This window comes from Variovorax sp. PMC12 (genome assembly GCF_003019815.1).
In the GTDB taxonomy this organism is placed as follows: Bacteria; Pseudomonadota; Gammaproteobacteria; order Burkholderiales; family Burkholderiaceae_C; genus Variovorax.
On sequence record NZ_CP027773.1, the window covers coordinates 155,636 to 171,271 of the forward strand.

Below are 15,636 nucleotides of genomic sequence, written 5' to 3' on the forward strand. Positions count from 1 at the left end.
ACGTTTTGAGCGAGCTGCACAAATTCCTGTTCGATGGCCTGCCGGTGCGCGGCATGATCGTGCGCCTGACAGATGCGTGGCAGGAGATCCTTGCGCGGCGCGCCTCCAACACCGCCACCGGCGCCTACCCGCCGCCCGTGGCCGAACTGCTCGGCGAAATGACGGCCGCCGCCACGCTGATGCAGGCCAACATCAAGTTCAACGGCGCGCTGATCCTGCAGATCTTCGGCGACGGCCCGGTCAAGGTGGCCGTGGCCGAGGCCAGGCCCGACCTGAGCCTGCGCGCCACCGCCAAGGTGATCGGCGAGCTGCCGGCCGACGCGCGGCTGCCCGACATGGTCAACGTGAACAACAAGGGCCGCTGCGCCATCACGCTCGACCCCAAGGACAAGCTGCCGGGCACGACGCCCTACCAGGGCGTGGTACCGCTGTTCGACGACAACGGCGAAAAGCTCGGCAAGCTCAGCGACGTGCTGCAGCACTACATGCTGCAGAGCGAGCAGCTCGACACCACCCTGGTGCTCGCGGCCGACGACAAGGTGGCCGCGGGCCTCTTGATCCAGCGCCTGCCCGTGAAGGGCGAGGGCAACCTCGAAGGCACTTCCAGCAAGGACCACGACCAGGCCAACGAAGACCAGATCGGCCTGAACGAGGACTACAACCGCATCTCGATCCTCGCCTCCAGCCTGACGCGCGACGAATTGCTCACGCTCGACATCGAGACCATTCTTCGCCGCCTTTTCTGGGAAGAGAGGCTGCTGCGCTTCGAGCCGCAGGCCGGCCTGCTGGGCCCGCACTTCGCCTGCACCTGCGGGCGCGAGCGCGTGGCGCAGATGATCCGCGGCCTGGGCGTGGAGGAGGCCGAGAGCATCCTCGCCGAGCGCGGCGACATCGAGGTGGGCTGCGACTTCTGCGGCAAGCAGTACCGCTTCGACGCGGTCGACACCGCGCAGATCTTCAGGCCGCCGACGGACCAGATTCCGGGCAGCCCGGTCGTCCAGTAGGCAGCCTGTCGAAGCGCGCTCGCGGACTCAGCGCGCTTCGCTGCTGTCGAAGCCGCCGAACGAAATGTCCGGCGCGCTCGTGTTGTGCTTCGACGGCAGGCTTCGGCCGAAGCGCACCTGCGTGGCCTGCAGGCTCTTGACCTCTGGCAGCGGCAGCACCTGCTGCGCGGCTTGCGGCGCGGCCTGCCAGCGCACTTCGCTCACGTCGGCGTTGTCCGGCGTCACGTACATCGAGCGCAGCACCGCGAAGGGCTGCGCATTCACCGTCGGCTTCGACAGGGTGACGTCGAGCGCGGTGCGCGTGCGGCTGATTTCGTCGACACGCGCCACCGCGCTGCCGCCGTTCGCAAAGCGCACGTGGATCGCCAGCGGCTTCGGCACGATGCGGATCGACGCGATGCTCACCACCGGCCGCGCGGCCGCCTCCACCGGCCCGAGCAGGAACGAAGAGCCGTACACGCCGTCGCCGAAGCGCGGGTCCGGCAGCGGCTTGAGCCGCCAGTAGCCGTCCGACGGATAGAGCACGATGGCCTCGAGCGCCTTGCCGTTCTCCTTCCTGAACACCTGCAGCAGATGGAAGCCACGGTCGCTGCGCTTGCCCACGGTCACGGGCACGCTCTGCGGGCGCCAGAAGGTCGGCAGCGTCATGCCGACGATGCGCCACTCGGCGTTGTCCAGCAGCACCACGGTGCGCTTCTTGAAGCGGTGCGCGGGGTCGGTGGGGTGGGCGCCGCCGTCGAAGTTGCAGCCCGAGAAGTCGGGCGCCGTGACGTCGTTGCCGATCTTGTCGAGATAGTCGGGCTGCAGCGCCTCGATGCGCATGTGGCGGATGCCGTCGCCGCGCAGGGTGAGGGAGACGTTGTCTTCCTCGGCGCAGGCGGTGGTCGTGGTGCCGTTCTCTATCGTGGCCGCGACGGGGGCGGCAGCGGCATGGCCGGCGGCCAGCAGCAGGGCGATGAATGTGGTGGCAGGGGCGAGGCGCGCGGCTGTCGAAAGGGGCATCGGGTCTCCGGTGAAGGGGATGGTGCGCGCCGCTGGGTTACTCGCGGCGCGCGATCAGGTCGCTGAAGAGCTTATGTTCGCATTCCGGGTCGGAGCATTTCTCGCAAGGCCATGACCACGAGGAGGGCTTGGCTTCGAGCCGGCCGCGTGCGCGCGTGCGGCCTTCGTTGCCCGCGATCGAGTTGATCGCGTTCCAGGCGTTGGCAAAGCGCTCGCCGCCGCTGCCATGCACCACGGCGAACGAGAGCCTGGCGCCGATGAGCGCGGCGCGCACCAGCGTGTCGGTCGGCTGCTGCGCATGCGGGCCGTCGCGCATGTCGTCGGCCACCCAGGGCAGGTCGAGCGCGGTGAGCAGCGTGATGGCATAGCGCCGCTGCGCGGCCAGGGCGCCTTCGTAGAGCGAGGTGTCGGCGAACAGCTGTTCGCTGTAGACCGCCGTCATGAGCGCGGTGGTGTCGGCCACCACAACGCCCGACGCGGCGGCGACGCCGATGCGGCGGGTCTGTTCGTCGGCGATGGCCTGCTGTTCGTCGGGGCGCGGCGTGCGGCCTTCGCGCTCGCACCATTCGCGCAGGTATTCGCCAACGAGCGTTACCGGGGTTCCGCGGTCCCGCAGGCGCTGCGCGATGGCGCGCGCCAGCTCGGTCTTGCCGGTGCTTTCGGCGCCCAGCAGCGCGATGACGCAGCCGGTCGGCAGGGTGGGCGTCATGCGCGTGCCGCCTGTGCCGCTTGCGGCAGGCGCTGCCGCCATGCCAGGTAACCGGCCACGCTGAGCGCGGCGAACACCGCGTACAGCCCGACCGTGAGCCAAAGGCCCTTGTGGATGAACAGGCCCACGCTGACCACGTTCACCGCCAGCCAGACCAGCCAGTTCTCGATGAACTTGCGCCCGAGCAGGAACTGCCCGACCAGGCTCAGCCCGGTGGCGAAGCCGTCCCACCAGGGCACGTCGGTGTCGGTGAAGCGGCGCAGGAAGAGGGCGACGGCCGGCCACGCCAAGGCGCAGGCGGCCAGCGCGAGGGCAATGCCGCGCGGCGAAAGCCGGCTGACATGCAGGGCGCTCCCGTCCGCCCGGTGGCCGCGCAGCCACTGGGCCCAGCCCCACAGGGCGACGAAAGCGAAAAAGACCTGGAGCGAGGCGTCGCCGTAGATGCGCGCCTTGGCGAAGACGGCCACATAGAGCAGCGAACTGACGATGGCCAGCGGCCATCCCCAGTGGATCTCGCGCATGTTGCACCCGACCATGGCGAGCGCGAGGAGCGCGGCGACAAGTTCGAGCCAGCTGACGGGAGAGCCCCAGAGCAGGAATGCAGGGGCCGAGAGAAGCTCAAGGATCAGATTCGCCCCCAGAGGGCACCGACACGAAGTGCGCGAAGACTGGGGGTCATCTTAGTGCGCGATCTGGACGAACACTTCGTTCGGCTTCACCATGCCGAGTTCCGCCCGCGCGCGTTCCTCGACCATTTCGAGGCCTTCCTTGAGGTCGTTGACCTCCGAGGTCAGGCGCTCGTTGTTCAGCGCGGCCTTGGCGTTGGCTTCCTTCTGGTCGGCCAGCTTGGTCCGCAGCTGCGCCACGTCGCGCACGCTGCCGCGCCCGTTCCACAGCTGCCACTGCAGGACGCCCAGCAGAAGCAGCAGGATGATCGGTGGAACGAGTCGGGCGCGCATGCGCGGGGCGTCCAGTGCGTTACTTCAGGTTGTAGAACGCGCCGCGGCCCGGGTACACGGCGATGTCGCCAAGGTCTTCTTCGATGCGCAGCAGCTGGTTGTACTTGGCGATGCGGTCCGAGCGCGACAGCGAGCCGGTCTTGATCTGGCCGGCGTTGGTGCCCACCGCGATATCGGCGATGGTGCTGTCTTCGGTTTCGCCCGAACGGTGCGAGATCACGGCCGTGTAGCCCGCGCGCTTGGCCATCTCGATGGCGGCGAAGGTCTCGGTCAGCGTGCCGATCTGGTTGATCTTGATGAGGATCGAGTTGGCGATGCCCTTGTCGATGCCCTCTTGCAGGATCTTGGTGTTGGTGACGAACAGGTCGTCGCCCACCAGCTGCACGCGCTTGCCCAGGCGTTCGGTCAGGTGCTTCCAGCCGTCCCAGTCGCCTTCGTGCATGCCGTCTTCGATGCTGATGATCGGGTACTTGTCGACCCAGGTCGCGAGCATGTCGGTCCAGCTTTCGGACGTGAGCGAGAGGTTTTCGCCCGACAGCACGTACTTGCCGTCCTTGTAGAACTCGCTGGCCGCGCAGTCCAGGCCCAGGGCGATCTGCTCGCCCGCCGTGTAGCCGGCCTTGTCGATGGCTTCCAGGATCAGCTGGATGGCCGCTTCATGGCTCTCGACGCTGGGGGCGAAGCCGCCTTCGTCGCCCACGGCCGTGCTGATGCCGCGGTCGCCCAGGATCTTCTTCAGTGCATGGAACACCTCGGCGCCGTAGCGCACGGCCTCGCGGAAGCTCTTGGCGCCCACGGGGATGATCATGAACTCCTGCAGGTCGAGGCTGTTGTTGGCATGCGCGCCGCCGTTGATGACGTTCATCATCGGCACCGGCAGCTGCATGCCGCCCATGCCGCCGAAGTAGCGGTACAGCGGCAGACCGGACTCTTCGGCCGCGGCGCGGGCCACGGCCATCGACACGGCGAGGGTGGCGTTGGCGCCCAGGCGGCCCTTGTTGTCGGTGCCGTCCAGGTCGATCATCGTGCGATCGAGGAAGGCCTGTTCGCTGGCGTCCAGGCCGAGCACGGCTTCCGAGATCTCGGTGTTGATGTTCTCCACGGCCTTGAGCACGCCCTTGCCCAGGTAGCGGCTCTTGTCGCCGTCGCGCAGCTCGATGGCTTCGCGCGAACCGGTCGACGCGCCCGAGGGCACGGCCGCACGGCCCATGGTGCCCGACTCCAGCAGCACGTCGCACTCGACGGTGGGGTTGCCTCGGCTGTCGAGAATTTCGCGGCCGACGATGTCAACGATTGCACTCATCTTTTGTCTTTCTCTTTCGGTTCTCTTTGGCGGATGAATAAATGGGGCAGGGGGCTCAGAGGCCCTCGACGGCGATCATGTTCATGATCGCGGCGCCGGCACGCGCTTCGCGGGCCTTGAGGTATTCGGGCGTGTCGTAGAAGGCCTTGGCCTTCTCGAAGCTGGCGAACTTGAGGATGACGACGCGCGTGGGCTTCCAGTCGCCCTCCAGCGGCTGCACCTGGCCGCCGCGCACGCACACTTCGGCGCCGTGCGCCTGCATGGCGGCGCTCGACCACTTCTTGTATTCCTCGTACTGCGTCGGGTTGGTCACCTCGACGTGGGCGATGACGTATCCGCTGCTCATGCGACGGCCTTCAGTGCCTTGTTGGTGCTGCCCGCGCCCTTTTCCTTGTGTTCGAGCGCCGCCTTGATGAAGGCGTTGAACAGCGGATGGCCGCCCCACGGGGTCGACTTGAACTCGGGGTGGAACTGCACGCCCATGAACCAGGGGTGCACGTCCTGCGGCAGCTCGACGATCTCGGTCAGGTGCTCGCGCTGCGTGAGCGCCGAGATCACGAGGCCGGCCTTGCGCAGTTCGTCGAGGTAGTTGACGTTGGCTTCGTAGCGGTGGCGGTGGCGCTCGGTGACCACGTCGCCGTAGATGCTGTGGGCCAGCGTGCCGGGCGAGACGTCGGAGCTCTGCGCGCCCAGGCGCATGGTGCCGCCGAGGTCGGACTTCTCGTCGCGCGTCTTCACGGTGCCGTCGGCGTCCTTCCACTCGGTGATCAGCGCGATCACGGGGGTGGGCGTCTCGGGGTCGAACTCGGTGCTGTTCGCGTTCTTCAGGCCGGCCACGTGGCGGGCGTACTCGATGGTGGCAACCTGCATGCCCAGGCAGATGCCCAGGTAGGGCACCTTGCCTTCACGGGCGAAGCGGGCCGCCGAGATCTTGCCTTCCACGCCGCGCTGGCCGAAGCCGCCGGGCACCAGGATGGCGTCGTACTTGGCCAGGCGGGACACGTCCTGCGCGTTGATGGTCTCGGAGTCGATGTAGTCGATCTTCACGCGGGCATGGTTCTTCATGCCGGCGTGGCGCAGGGCTTCGTTCAGCGACTTGTAGCTGTCCGACAGGTCGACGTACTTGCCGACCATGGCAATCGACACTTCCTTTTGCGGGTGCTCGACTTCGTAGACCAGGTCGTCCCAGCGCTGCAGCTTGGCGGGTGGGGTGTTGATGCGCAGCTTGTCGCAGATCAGGCCGTCCAGGCCCTGCTCGTGCAGCATGCGGGGCACCTTGTAGATGGTGTCCACGTCCCACATCGAAATCACGCCCCATTCGGGCACGTTCGAGAAGAGCGAGATCTTGGCGCGCTCGTCGTCGGGGATCGGGCGGTCGGCGCGGCACAGCAGGGCGTCGGCCTGGATGCCGATTTCGCGCAGCTTCTGCGCGGTGTGCTGCGTGGGCTTGGTCTTGAGTTCGCCGGCGGCGGCGATCCAGGGCACGTAGCTCAGGTGCACGAAGGCCGAGTTGTTCGGGCCCATGCGCAGGCTCATCTGGCGCACGGCCTCCAGGAAGGGCAGCGACTCGATGTCGCCCACGGTGCCGCCGATTTCGACGATGGCCACGTCCACCTCGTGCGCAGTGCCGATGCCGGCGCCGCGCTTGATGTATTCCTGGATTTCGTTGGTGATGTGCGGGATCACCTGCACCGTCTTGCCGAGGTAGTCGCCACGGCGCTCTTTTTCGAGCACGGTCTTGTAGATCTGGCCGGTCGTGAAGTTGTTGGCCTTGCGCATCCGCGTGTTGATGAAGCGCTCGTAGTGGCCGAGGTCGAGGTCGGTCTCTGCGCCGTCATCGGTGACGAACACTTCACCATGCTGGAAGGGCGACATCGTGCCGGGGTCGACATTGATGTACGGATCGAGCTTGATGAGGGTGACTTGGAGGCCGCGCGATTCGAGGATCGCGGCGAGCGAGGCGGAGGCGATTCCCTTGCCAAGGGAAGATACGACACCACCGGTGACGAAGACAAATTTGGTCATGCCAGTTCCGGACTTTGCAATCCGGGCAGTGGGAAATTGCGATTATAGGTGTGCCCTTCGCGACACTTTCCGCCAGGGGCTTGTTGCCGCGGGTCGGATGGCATGTGAGCAACAATACAGCCCATGCAAGATCTCGCCGGCAAACACATCGTCCTGGGCCTCACCGGAGGCATCGCCTGCTACAAGTCGGCCGAGCTGTGCCGGCTGTTCGTCAAGGCGGGCGCGACCGTCCAGGTCGTCATGACCGAGGCGGCCGAGCAGTTCATCACGCCGGTGACCATGCAGGCGCTCTCGGGGCGCACCGTCTACACCTCGCAGTGGGACACCCGCGAGCCCAACAACATGCCGCACATCAACCTGAGCCGCGAGGCCGATGCGATCGTGCTGGCGCCCTGCAGCGCCGACTTCATCGCGCGGCTGGTGCAGGGCCGCTCCGACGACCTGCTGAGCCTGATGTGCCTTGCCCGCCCCATGGACCGAATTCCGCTGCTCATCGCGCCGGCCATGAACCGCGAGATGTGGGGCCATCCGGCCACGCAGCGCAACCTGGTGCAGGTGGCGGCCGACGGCGCCACGGTGCTGGGCGTGGGCAACGGCTGGCAGGCCTGCGGCGAAACCGGCGACGGGCGCATGCTCGAACCCGCCCAGCTGCTCGAGGACATCACGGCCTTCTTCAGCCCCAAGCTGCTGGCGGGGCAGAAGGTGCTGGTCACGGCAGGGCCGACTTTCGAGTCGCTCGACCCGATCCGCGGCATCACCAACCATTCGTCCGGCAAGATGGGCTTTGCCATTGCCCGCGCGGCCCGCGAAGCGGGCGCCGAGGTCACGCTGGTGGCCGGCCCGGTGCACCTGCCCACGCCGCGCGGCGTGACGCGCGTCGACGTTCTGTCCGCGCAGGACATGCTCGAAGCCACCACCCGTGCCGCGGAGTTTGCTAGCATTTTCGTAGCAACAGCCGCCGTGGCCGACTGGCGCCCGGCCACGCAGAGCGACCAGAAGATCAAGAAGGACGGCAGCGGCAAGACCCCGGTGCTGGAGTTCGTCGAGAACGCCGACATCCTGCTTAACGTCGCGCGCAGCGAGCGCGCCCAGTCGAAGAAGCTCTTCTGCGTAGGCTTTGCCGCCGAAAGCGAGAACCTCGCGGCGCACGCCAAGGCCAAGCGCGAGCGCAAGGGCATTCCGCTCCTGGTCGGGAACATCGGCCCGCTGACCTTCGGGCAGGACGACAACGCGCTGCTGCTGGTCGATGCCAACGGCGTGCGCGAACTGCCGCGCGCGCCCAAGCTCACGCTGGCCCGCGAACTGATGACCGAGATCGCCGCACGACTTCCCGACTGGAGGGTCTGATGAACCTGAATCCCCAATGGAACACGCCGCCCAATGGCGATTTCGCGCGTTACGTCGAACGGCTGTCGGCCCAGGCCGCATTGCCCAGGCGCGCGCCGAAGGAGGGCGAACCGGGGCTCGACGTCGGCATGACGCAACCGCCCGGCCAGCAGGGCCCCGTCACGGCAGCCATGCAACGGCAGCAGCAACAGCAACAGCAGGAACTCCCCAACGGCGAAGTACCCAAGGCCCAGCCCGGTGCGTTCGATCCGAAGGTGCTCAAGGTGATGGGCGCGGTCGGCGCGCTGGTGTTCCTCGTCCTGTGGGCTTCGGGCGTGCCTTTCGGCGTGCTCGTGCTGCTGCTGGGCGTGGCCCTGTGGTTCGGCAAGAAATTGAAGGGCGTGAAGTTCACCCCCGGTGTCGCCAAGTGGCAGCTGCTGCTGGAAGAGGCGAACCGCAAGCAAAGAGAACAGCAACAGAAGCAAGGCAGCAATTAAAAGTGAAAGTCGACGTCCGTATCCTCGATCCGCGCATGGTGGATCAATTGCCCGCCTATGCCACCCCCGGCAGCGCCGGCCTCGACCTGCGGGCCTGCCTCGACGCCCCCATCACGCTGGAGCCCAACGGCTGGCAGCTGGTGGGCACCGGCATCGCGATCCACCTGGCCGACCCGGCCTATGCGGCAATGATCCTTCCGCGCTCGGGCCTGGGCCACAAGCACGGCATCGTGCTGGGCAACCTCGTCGGCCTGATCGACAGCGACTACCAGGGCGAACTGAAGATCAGCGCCTGGAACCGCAGCGACACGCCCTTCGTGCTGAATCCGATGGAGCGGCTCGCGCAACTGGTGATCGTGCCCGTGGTACAGGCGCAGTTTCGGGTCGTCACAGAATTTGCACCTACGCAACGCGGCGAGGGCGGCTACGGCTCCACCGGCAAGCATTGAGCGAATCCTGAGCGGAGCCTGAGTTTCCGGGCGGTAAAGAACGGAACCCGGGCAGCCCCATTGCCTCGAAGGTTTCAACGTGTGTTTTGCGTCATCGTGGCTCTGGCTGCGGCGTTAGACACACGCAGGCGCATTGTTCGTGCGCCGTTCTATCTGAGGAGCCTCTCAACATGAAGATTTCAATGCGCTTCGTTTCCGTTACCGCTTCCGTGCTGGCAGTGGCCACGCTCACGGCGTGCGTGGCGCCGGCGCCCGTCTACCAGACCTCGCGCTACCCTTACCAAGCACCGCCGCAGGCCATCCAGTACCGCGAAGCCTCCTACGTCGAATACGGCCACGTGGCCAACATCGAGGTGCTGCGCAGCGAAACCGCCGGCACCGGCACCTCGGGCGGCGGCGCAGTGGCAGGCGGCGTCATCGGCGGCGTGGTGGGCAACCAGTTCGGACGCGGCAACGGCCGTGCCGCAGCCACCGCGCTCGGCATCGTGGGCGGCGCCTTGCTGGGCAACACCATCGAGGCCCAGCAGAACGGTCCCCGCGTCTACGAGATGTATCGCGTGTCGGTGCAGACCGACCGAGGCGGCTATCGGGCCTTCGACGTGCAGAGCCCCGGCGACCTGCGCATCGGCGACCGCGTGCGCATCGACAACGGCCAGATCTCGCGCATGTGACGGATCCGCTCCCCGACCCATCGGGGGCATGAGAAAGCCGGGCACTGCCCGGCTTTTTCATGGGCGCCATCGGCCGTCGTCAGTGCAGCGTCTCGTTGCCCGGCGCCATCGGCGCGACCTTGAAGAAGCCGGTGCCGGCAGTGCCGCGACCGACTTCCTCTTCCGTGGCCTCGCGCACCGAACGCACGGTGATGTCGAGCCGGATCGCGATGCCGGCCAGCGGGTGGTTGCCGTCGAGCACCAGGTGGTCGGGGTAGATCTCGGCCACGGTGTAGATCGCGTCCTTCGGAATGTCGGCGTTCACGCCCTTGGGCAGGGCGGAGCCGTCGAATGTCATTCCTTCTTCCGTGCCTTCTGGGAAGAGCGAGCGGGGCTCGAGGAAGAGCAGTTGGTCGTTGAAGTCGCCGAAGCCCTGTTCGGGCTCGATCTGCAATTGGACCCGGGCACCGGGCTCATGGCCTTGCAGGGCCGCTTCGATCACGTCGAAGAGATCGTCGCCGCCGACCATGAATTCCACCGGCTCATCGAGCACGTCCAGCACGTCGCCGAGCGTGTCTTTCATCGTCCAGGTCAAGCCGACCACGCATTGTTCAGAGATTTCCATTGCAGAATTCTCCCATGGAGATTAATCAACCGCTGCCGTTGCTCGGCGGCCTGAGCGCCGCGCAGTTCATGCGGCGGTACTGGCAGAAAAAGCCCTTGCTGGTTCGCCAGGCCATTCCCGCCATGGTGCCACCGATCGAGCGCAATGCGCTGTTTGCGCTGGCCGAGCAGGAAGAAGTCGAGTCCCGCCTGATCCGGCATGGCAAGGCCGGCTGGTCGCTCAAGCACGGCCCGCTGCCGCGCCGTGCGTTGCCGCCGCTCAAGCAGCCGGCCTGGACGCTGCTGGTGCAGGGCGTCGACCTGCACCACGAGGGCGTGCACGAACTGTTGCGGCAGTTTCGCTTCTTGCCGGATGCCCGCCTCGACGACCTGATGATCAGCTATGCGAGCGACACCGGTGGTGTCGGCGCGCATTTCGACAGCTACGACGTGTTCCTGCTGCAGGCGCAGGGCCGGCGCCGCTGGTCCATCGGCAAGCAGAGCGACCTGCGGCTGCAGCCCGGCGTGCCGCTCAAGATCCTCGAGAACTTCGAGCCCGAGCAGACCTTCGTGCTCGAGCCCGGCGACATGCTGTACCTGCCGCCTCGCTATGCGCATGACGGCGTGGCCGTGGGCGACGACTGCATGACCTGCTCGATCGGCTTGCGTTCGTCCGCATTGGGCGAGCTTGGTGCCGACCTGCTTGCGCGCATGGCGCAGGCCTACTCGGAAGACCTGGAAGACGCCGGCCCGGCCGAACTGGCGCGCTACCGCGACCCCACGCAACCGGCCGTCGACAACCCCGCGCAGATGCCCGCCGCATTGCAGGGCTTCGCGCGCAAGGCCGTGGAAGCCGCGCTGCGCGATGCCGACGCCGTCGATCGCGCGCTCGGCGAGTCGCTCACGGAGCCCAAGGCCAACGTGTGGTTCGGCGAGGGCAGCCAGGCGCCCGGCAACATGCAGCGCGTGGTGCTGGACCGCCGCACGCGCATGCTCTACGACACGCGGCACATCTACATCAACGGCGAGAGCTTTCGTGCCGGCGGAGCCGACGCCACGCTGATGCGCCGCCTTGCCGACCAGCGCGCGCTGGGCCCGCGCGAACTGGGCCGCGCCAGCGAGGGTGCGCTGGCGCTGCTTGCCGATTGGTCGGAAGCGGGCTGGCTCCATGCCGAATGAATGACGAGGCCGCACCACTGCTGAGCGAAGGGCGCTTCGACGGCCGCGAGGCCTTCGATGCGATCCTGCGCAAGGCACTGGCCGCCGCCGCGCGCGAGGGCTGGAAAGAGATCGTCTTCAGCGATCCCGACTTCGCCGACTGGCCGCTCGGCGAGCGCGCGAGCATCGAGGCGCTGCAGGCATGGTCGGCCAGCGGACGACGCCTGGTGCTGCTTGCGCAGCGCTTCGACATTCTCGAGCGCGGCCATGCGCGCTTCGTTCCATGGCGCCGCATGTGGGACCACATCATCGAATGCCGCGCGACCGGCAAGGCCGCCGGCTCCGAAGTGCCCAGCGCCATCTGGACGCCCACATGGTTCGTGCATCGCATCGACCCCGAGCGCAGCCGCGGCGTGAGTGGCACCGATGCACGCGCGCGCCGTGCGCTGCGCGAGTCGATCGACGAGCGCTGGCGCATCGCGCGGCCCGCGTTTCCTGCGTCGACTCTGGGCTTGTAAGCCAATGCCGCGAATGCGGCTGCCAGACATATTCGAGGCGATATGCAGGTCTAGAATTTTTTCGTTCCAGACCTTCATTGCCAAAGGAGATTCCATGAAGAAGTCATCGTCCGTCCTGATCGCCTCGCTCATCGCCGCTGCCGCGCTCGTCGCCTGCGGAAAGAAGGAGGATGCAGCGCCGGCTGTCGTGACGCCGCCTCCTGCGCCCGTGACCGAACCCGCGCCCGCTCCTGCGCCCGCACCGTCTTCCGACGCGACTCCCGCGCCTGCCACCACCACCACGCCTGATGCGAGCACTTCGTCCGCTACGCCGGCGCCCGGTGCTTCGTCTTCGCTCGATGCCGCGAATGCAGCCACCGAGGCCGCGAAGAAGAACAACGAAGCGCCGAAGCAGCAATGAGCAAGGCACTTTCGCCTGAGCGATAAAAAAACCGCCACGAGGCGGTTTTTTTTATTAGCGGAGAGTGAGCAAGGCCGAGCCGAGGCTCATACGTCGAGCCAGGGCGAGCCCTCGGCAGCATCGGCTGTGAGCATCTCCGACTCTTCGCCGCCCAGTGCCTCGGCCATCAGGCGGCGCACGATCTCGGGCCGGTTGTTCTGCTCGCTCAGGTGCGCGGCGACCACATGGCGCAGGCCGCCGTGCAGCACCGCGCGCGCGATGTCCGCCGCGGCCGTGTTCGACAGGTGCCCGTAGTTGCCGCCCACACGGTGCTTGAGAAAGGCCGGGTAGGCCGAGCCGGCCAGCAGTTCGCTGTCGTGGTTGAACTCGAGCAGCAGCGAATGCACGCCGCTCAGGCGCGCGAGCACGTGCGCCGTGGCATGGCCGAGATCGGTCAGCACGCCGAGCGTGCGATTGCCGTCGGTGCAGCGCAGCTGCAGCGGCTCGCGCGCATCGTGGGGAACCGTGAAAGGCTGCACGCCGATGTCGCCGACCGTGAACTCGGCGTCGTCGCGCGCGATGTTCAGCAGGCCCTCGAAATCGCGCCCGCCGGTGGCGAGCCACGTGCCTTCGCTCATCCACACGGGAATGCGGTTGCGCCGCGAGAGCGAATGGGCGCAGCCGATGTGGTCGCCGTGCTCGTGCGTGACGAAGACTGCATGGATGTCGCTGGCGGCAAGGCCTGCGCGGGCCAGCCGCAGGTCGAGCTGCTTGAGGCCGAAGCCACAGTCGACCAACATGCGGGAGGTGCGGCCGCCGCTGGTCGCTTCGACCAGCGCGGCGTTGCCCGTGCTGCCGCTGCCGAGACTTCGGAAGCGGAGCATGCGGGTTACTTCAGGTCGTCGGCGATGACCTTGACGATGCGGTCGGCGTTGGCCGACGTTTCAGGCGCGCCGGCTTCGTTCATCACGACGACCGTGCTGCTCTCGCCCTGGCTCTTGACCGAGATGCGGAACTTCAGGGGTGCCTCGGCCTTGCTCGAGCCGCTGAACAGCTTGCCGAAGAAGCCGGGTTCCTTCTTGTCGGGGTTCGGCGGCACGTAGCGCACGAAGTACACGCCGGCGCTGCGGTCGCGGTCTTCCACGGTGAAGCCGGTGCGGTCGAGCGCCAGGCCGACACGGCGCCATGCGCGGTCGAAGCCTTCGCTGATCTGCACGGCCGGCTGGTTGCCGATCTTGGTGATGGTGGCGGTGCGTGCCGGCGCCGTGGTGGCGGCCAGGATCTTCGACTGTTCCTGCGACACGCCGAGCTTGACCATCAGGCGGCGCAGGAATTCGGTCTCGAGCTCGGGATCGCTGGGGCGGGGCTGCCACACGGTCTGGTCCTGGCGGGAGTTGTTGTAGACCTCCTGCATGCCGCGGTGGCTGATGAAGATCTCGGTGCCGTTGGGCGTGCGTTCCAGGCGGGTGCGGAAGCGGTCGAGTTCGCCGGTCGAGTAGACCGAGTCGACCAGCTTGCCCAGCGTGCCGCGGATGATGTCCTGCGGCAGCTTGGCGCGGTTCTCGGCCCAGTCGGTTTCCATGATGCCCAGGTTGCGCTGGTCGGTGGTCAGCAGGAAGCCGCTTTCCTGCCAGAAGTCGCGAACCGGCTCCCAGAGCTGGTCGGGCGTGCGGTTGACGACGATCCAGCGCTGCGTGCCCGAGCGTTCCATCTTGACGTCGCCGATGTTGCTCACCGCGGTGGGCACGCCCGGGGCGTTGGCAATGCCGGCCTGGTAGGCGTTGGCGGTCACGGCGCCGCCGGGAATGGCGTAGCGGTTGTCGCGCGAGAGTTGGGAGAGGTCGGGAGGGACTTCGAGCGTCGGGGCCTTGCCGGCGCTCTTGTAGTCGATCTTGTCGCTCTCGAGGACGGAGCAGGCGGCGAGGCTGGCGACCAGGGTGGCCAGCAATGCATATCGCGAAATTTGCGAAAGGTTCTTCAACGTCGTCTTCCTTGTTGGAATGGTTCGGTCTATCTGTGGGCCGCAATGCCCGCCATCTCAGAGCATGGTTCGGGCAAAAGGTTGCTTAACCTTGTTGCAGCCAGGGAAAAAGCAGATCGCAGGTCTGGAATGGTTTGGGGGCTCAGTTCTTGAGCAGGCCGGTGGCACGCAGCGCGCCTTCGACCGCCGGACGGCTGGCTTCGCCCAGTTCGGTGAGCGGCAGCCGCAGCGCGCCGCCGCACAGGCCGAGCCTGGCCATGGCCCACTTGAGCGGGATCGGGTTGGGCTCGACGAACAGGTTGCGGTGCAGCGGCATCAGTTCGAACTGGATCTGCATGGCGCGCTTGACGTCGCCCGCCAGCGCGGCGACGCACAGCTCGTGCATCTTGCGCGGCGCGATGTTGGCCGTGACGCTGATGTTGCCCTGGCCGCCGCACAGCATGAGCGCGACCGCGGTCGGGTCGTCGCCGGAGTAGACGGCGAAGTTCTTGGGCACGTCGCGGATGAGCCACTGGGCCCGCTCGATGTTGCCCGTGGCTTCCTTGATGCCGATGATGCCGGGCACCTGCGCCAGGCGCAGCACGGTGTCGTGCGCCATATCGGCCACCGTGCGGCCGGGCACGTTGTAGAGCACGATGGGCAGGTCGCCCACGGCCTCGGCGATGGCCTTGAAGTGTTGGTACTGGCCCTCTTGCGTGGGCTTGTTGTAGTACGGCACGACCTGGAGCTGGGAGTCGGCGCCCACGCCCTTGGCGAACTTGGCGAGCTCGATGGCTTCCTTGGTGGAGTTGGCGCCGCAGCCTGCCATCACGGGGACGCGGCCCTTGGCCTGTTCGACCGAGACGCGGATGATTTCGCAGTGCTCTTCGACATCGACCGTCGGCGATTCGCCGGTGGTGCCGACCACGCCGAGGCAGTCAGTGCCTTCGTCGATGTGCCAGTCAATGAGCCGCCGCAGGGCGGGGTAATCGACACTGCCGTCGTCGTGCATCGGCGTGACGAGCGCGACGATGCTGCCTGTCAGTTGCTCCAAGGGGAATCTCTTTGTCGGTGGACGAAAGCGCCGATTCTAC

19 protein-coding genes are annotated in these 15,636 nt (G+C 67.0%); 8 read left to right on the plus strand and 11 right to left on the minus strand.

The features are described 5' to 3' along the window. Nucleotides 1–5: 5 nt before the first annotated feature. Nucleotides 6–1,004, plus strand: a complete 999-nt coding sequence (hslO, locus tag C4F17_RS00795) for an Hsp33 family molecular chaperone HslO (protein WP_106933923.1) — start codon at nt 6–8, stop codon at nt 1,002–1,004. 27 nt (nt 1,005–1,031) lie between these two features. Here hslO and C4F17_RS00800 read toward each other — a convergent pair whose 3' ends face one another. From C4F17_RS00800 to C4F17_RS00830, 7 genes are read right to left on the minus strand one after another with little or no spacing between them, the layout of a single operon-like run. Continuing rightward, nucleotides 1,032–2,006, minus strand: coding sequence for a hypothetical protein (locus C4F17_RS00800; protein ID WP_106933924.1), 975 nt, complete (start codon nt 2,004–2,006; stop codon nt 1,032–1,034). Nucleotides 2,007–2,043: 37 nt separating this feature from the next. Then, nucleotides 2,044–2,715: an AAA family ATPase gene (locus tag C4F17_RS00805; RefSeq protein WP_106937394.1), complete on the minus strand. Its 672-nt coding sequence runs from the start codon at nt 2,713–2,715 to the stop codon at nt 2,044–2,046. Then, complete coding sequence (gene pnuC, locus C4F17_RS00810; protein ID WP_106933925.1) at nt 2,712–3,341, minus strand: nicotinamide riboside transporter PnuC; 630 nt, start codon at nt 3,339–3,341, stop codon at nt 2,712–2,714. The genes C4F17_RS00805 and pnuC overlap by 4 nt, the downstream gene beginning before the upstream one ends. A 54-nt stretch (nt 3,342–3,395) precedes the next feature. Next, the gene (gene ftsB, locus C4F17_RS00815) at nt 3,396–3,674 is read right to left on the minus strand and encodes a cell division protein FtsB (protein WP_106933926.1); all 279 of its coding nucleotides are present in this window, start codon (nt 3,672–3,674) and stop codon (nt 3,396–3,398) included. 19 nt (nt 3,675–3,693) lie between these two features. Then, entirely contained in the window at nt 3,694–4,977 is a 1,284-nt protein-coding gene (gene eno / locus C4F17_RS00820; protein WP_081267222.1) for a phosphopyruvate hydratase, read from the minus strand. Nucleotides 4,978–5,032: 55 nt separating this feature from the next. Further along, entirely contained in the window at nt 5,033–5,323 is a 291-nt protein-coding gene (locus C4F17_RS00825) for a DUF1330 domain-containing protein (protein ID WP_081267221.1), read from the minus strand. Continuing rightward, complete coding sequence (locus C4F17_RS00830) at nt 5,320–7,002, minus strand: CTP synthase (RefSeq protein WP_081267220.1); 1,683 nt, start codon at nt 7,000–7,002, stop codon at nt 5,320–5,322. The genes C4F17_RS00825 and C4F17_RS00830 overlap by 4 nt, the downstream gene beginning before the upstream one ends. A gap of 123 nt (nt 7,003–7,125) precedes the next feature. On the opposite strand from C4F17_RS00830, the gene coaBC reads away from it, so the two are divergent. The 4 genes from coaBC to C4F17_RS00850 all read left to right on the plus strand — a co-directional run bounded on the left by coaBC (nt 7,126) and on the right by C4F17_RS00850 (nt 9,945). After that, complete coding sequence (coaBC, locus tag C4F17_RS00835; protein WP_106933927.1) at nt 7,126–8,349, plus strand: bifunctional phosphopantothenoylcysteine decarboxylase/phosphopantothenate--cysteine ligase CoaBC; 1,224 nt, start codon at nt 7,126–7,128, stop codon at nt 8,347–8,349. Then, nucleotides 8,349–8,825, plus strand: coding sequence for a hypothetical protein (locus C4F17_RS00840; protein ID WP_234382468.1), 477 nt, complete (start codon nt 8,349–8,351; stop codon nt 8,823–8,825). Before coaBC ends, C4F17_RS00840 begins: the two co-directional genes overlap by 1 nt. Before the next feature lie 2 nt (nt 8,826–8,827). After that, nucleotides 8,828–9,274: a dUTP diphosphatase gene (gene dut, locus C4F17_RS00845; protein ID WP_081267218.1), complete on the plus strand. Its 447-nt coding sequence runs from the start codon at nt 8,828–8,830 to the stop codon at nt 9,272–9,274. Nucleotides 9,275–9,444: 170 nt separating this feature from the next. Next, nucleotides 9,445–9,945: a glycine zipper 2TM domain-containing protein gene (locus C4F17_RS00850; protein ID WP_081267217.1), complete on the plus strand. Its 501-nt coding sequence runs from the start codon at nt 9,445–9,447 to the stop codon at nt 9,943–9,945. Nucleotides 9,946–10,024: 79 nt separating this feature from the next. Here the strand turns inward: C4F17_RS00850 and C4F17_RS00855 are convergent, their stop codons facing one another. Continuing rightward, on the minus strand, nt 10,025–10,549 hold the full coding sequence (locus C4F17_RS00855; protein ID WP_081267216.1) for an FKBP-type peptidyl-prolyl cis-trans isomerase: 525 nt from the start codon (nt 10,547–10,549) through the stop codon (nt 10,025–10,027). Nucleotides 10,550–10,563: 14 nt separating this feature from the next. On the opposite strand from C4F17_RS00855, the gene C4F17_RS00860 reads away from it, so the two are divergent. The 3 genes from C4F17_RS00860 to C4F17_RS00870 all read left to right on the plus strand — a co-directional run bounded on the left by C4F17_RS00860 (nt 10,564) and on the right by C4F17_RS00870 (nt 12,603). After that, nucleotides 10,564–11,706 carry a JmjC domain-containing protein gene (locus tag C4F17_RS00860; protein WP_106933928.1) on the plus strand — a complete coding sequence of 381 codons (1,143 nt, stop codon included), beginning with the start codon at nt 10,564–10,566 and terminating at the stop codon, nt 11,704–11,706. Next, a complete protein-coding gene (locus C4F17_RS00865) occupies nt 11,703–12,203 on the plus strand; it encodes a hypothetical protein (protein ID WP_106933929.1) in 501 nt (166 codons plus the stop codon). The genes C4F17_RS00860 and C4F17_RS00865 overlap by 4 nt, the downstream gene beginning before the upstream one ends. A gap of 94 nt (nt 12,204–12,297) precedes the next feature. Continuing rightward, nucleotides 12,298–12,603 carry a hypothetical protein gene (locus C4F17_RS00870; protein WP_081267213.1) on the plus strand — a complete coding sequence of 102 codons (306 nt, stop codon included), beginning with the start codon at nt 12,298–12,300 and terminating at the stop codon, nt 12,601–12,603. Nucleotides 12,604–12,689: 86 nt separating this feature from the next. Here the strand turns inward: C4F17_RS00870 and C4F17_RS00875 are convergent, their stop codons facing one another. The 3 genes from C4F17_RS00875 to dapA form a co-directional block, all read right to left on the minus strand. Beyond that, a complete protein-coding gene (locus C4F17_RS00875) occupies nt 12,690–13,466 on the minus strand; it encodes an MBL fold metallo-hydrolase (protein WP_106933930.1) in 777 nt (258 codons plus the stop codon). A 5-nt stretch (nt 13,467–13,471) separates the two neighbouring features. Beyond that, nucleotides 13,472–14,563 (minus strand): outer membrane protein assembly factor BamC, encoded by a 1,092-nt coding sequence (bamC, locus tag C4F17_RS00880; protein ID WP_081267211.1) that lies wholly within the window; start codon nt 14,561–14,563, stop codon nt 13,472–13,474. Nucleotides 14,564–14,705: 142 nt separating this feature from the next. Continuing rightward, on the minus strand, nt 14,706–15,596 hold the full coding sequence (gene dapA, locus C4F17_RS00885) for a 4-hydroxy-tetrahydrodipicolinate synthase (RefSeq protein WP_106933931.1): 891 nt from the start codon (nt 15,594–15,596) through the stop codon (nt 14,706–14,708). Nucleotides 15,597–15,636 lie beyond the last annotated feature (40 nt).

Coding starts and splice junctions, on each gene's coding strand:
- eno (WP_081267222.1), bottom strand. CDS start 4,977: ATGAGTGCAATCGTTGACATCGTCGGCCGCGAAATTCTCGACAGCCGA.
- C4F17_RS00850 (WP_081267217.1), top strand. CDS start 9,445: ATGAAGATTTCAATGCGCTTCGTTTCCGTTACCGCTTCCGTGCTGGCA.
- ftsB (WP_106933926.1), bottom strand. CDS start 3,674: ATGCGCGCCCGACTCGTTCCACCGATCATCCTGCTGCTTCTGCTGGGC.
- C4F17_RS00860 (WP_106933928.1), top strand. CDS start 10,564: ATGGAGATTAATCAACCGCTGCCGTTGCTCGGCGGCCTGAGCGCCGCG.
- C4F17_RS00840 (WP_234382468.1), top strand. CDS start 8,349: ATGAACCTGAATCCCCAATGGAACACGCCGCCCAATGGCGATTTCGCG.
- C4F17_RS00865 (WP_106933929.1), top strand. CDS start 11,703: ATGAATGACGAGGCCGCACCACTGCTGAGCGAAGGGCGCTTCGACGGC.
- C4F17_RS00805 (WP_106937394.1), bottom strand. CDS start 2,715: ATGACGCCCACCCTGCCGACCGGCTGCGTCATCGCGCTGCTGGGCGCC.
- C4F17_RS00870 (WP_081267213.1), top strand. CDS start 12,298: ATGAAGAAGTCATCGTCCGTCCTGATCGCCTCGCTCATCGCCGCTGCC.
- C4F17_RS00800 (WP_106933924.1), bottom strand. CDS start 2,006: ATGCCCCTTTCGACAGCCGCGCGCCTCGCCCCTGCCACCACATTCATC.
- C4F17_RS00875 (WP_106933930.1), bottom strand. CDS start 13,466: ATGCTCCGCTTCCGAAGTCTCGGCAGCGGCAGCACGGGCAACGCCGCG.
- coaBC (WP_106933927.1), top strand. CDS start 7,126: ATGCAAGATCTCGCCGGCAAACACATCGTCCTGGGCCTCACCGGAGGC.
- C4F17_RS00855 (WP_081267216.1), bottom strand. CDS start 10,549: ATGGAAATCTCTGAACAATGCGTGGTCGGCTTGACCTGGACGATGAAA.
- C4F17_RS00830 (WP_081267220.1), bottom strand. CDS start 7,002: ATGACCAAATTTGTCTTCGTCACCGGTGGTGTCGTATCTTCCCTTGGC.
- C4F17_RS00825 (WP_081267221.1), bottom strand. CDS start 5,323: ATGAGCAGCGGATACGTCATCGCCCACGTCGAGGTGACCAACCCGACG.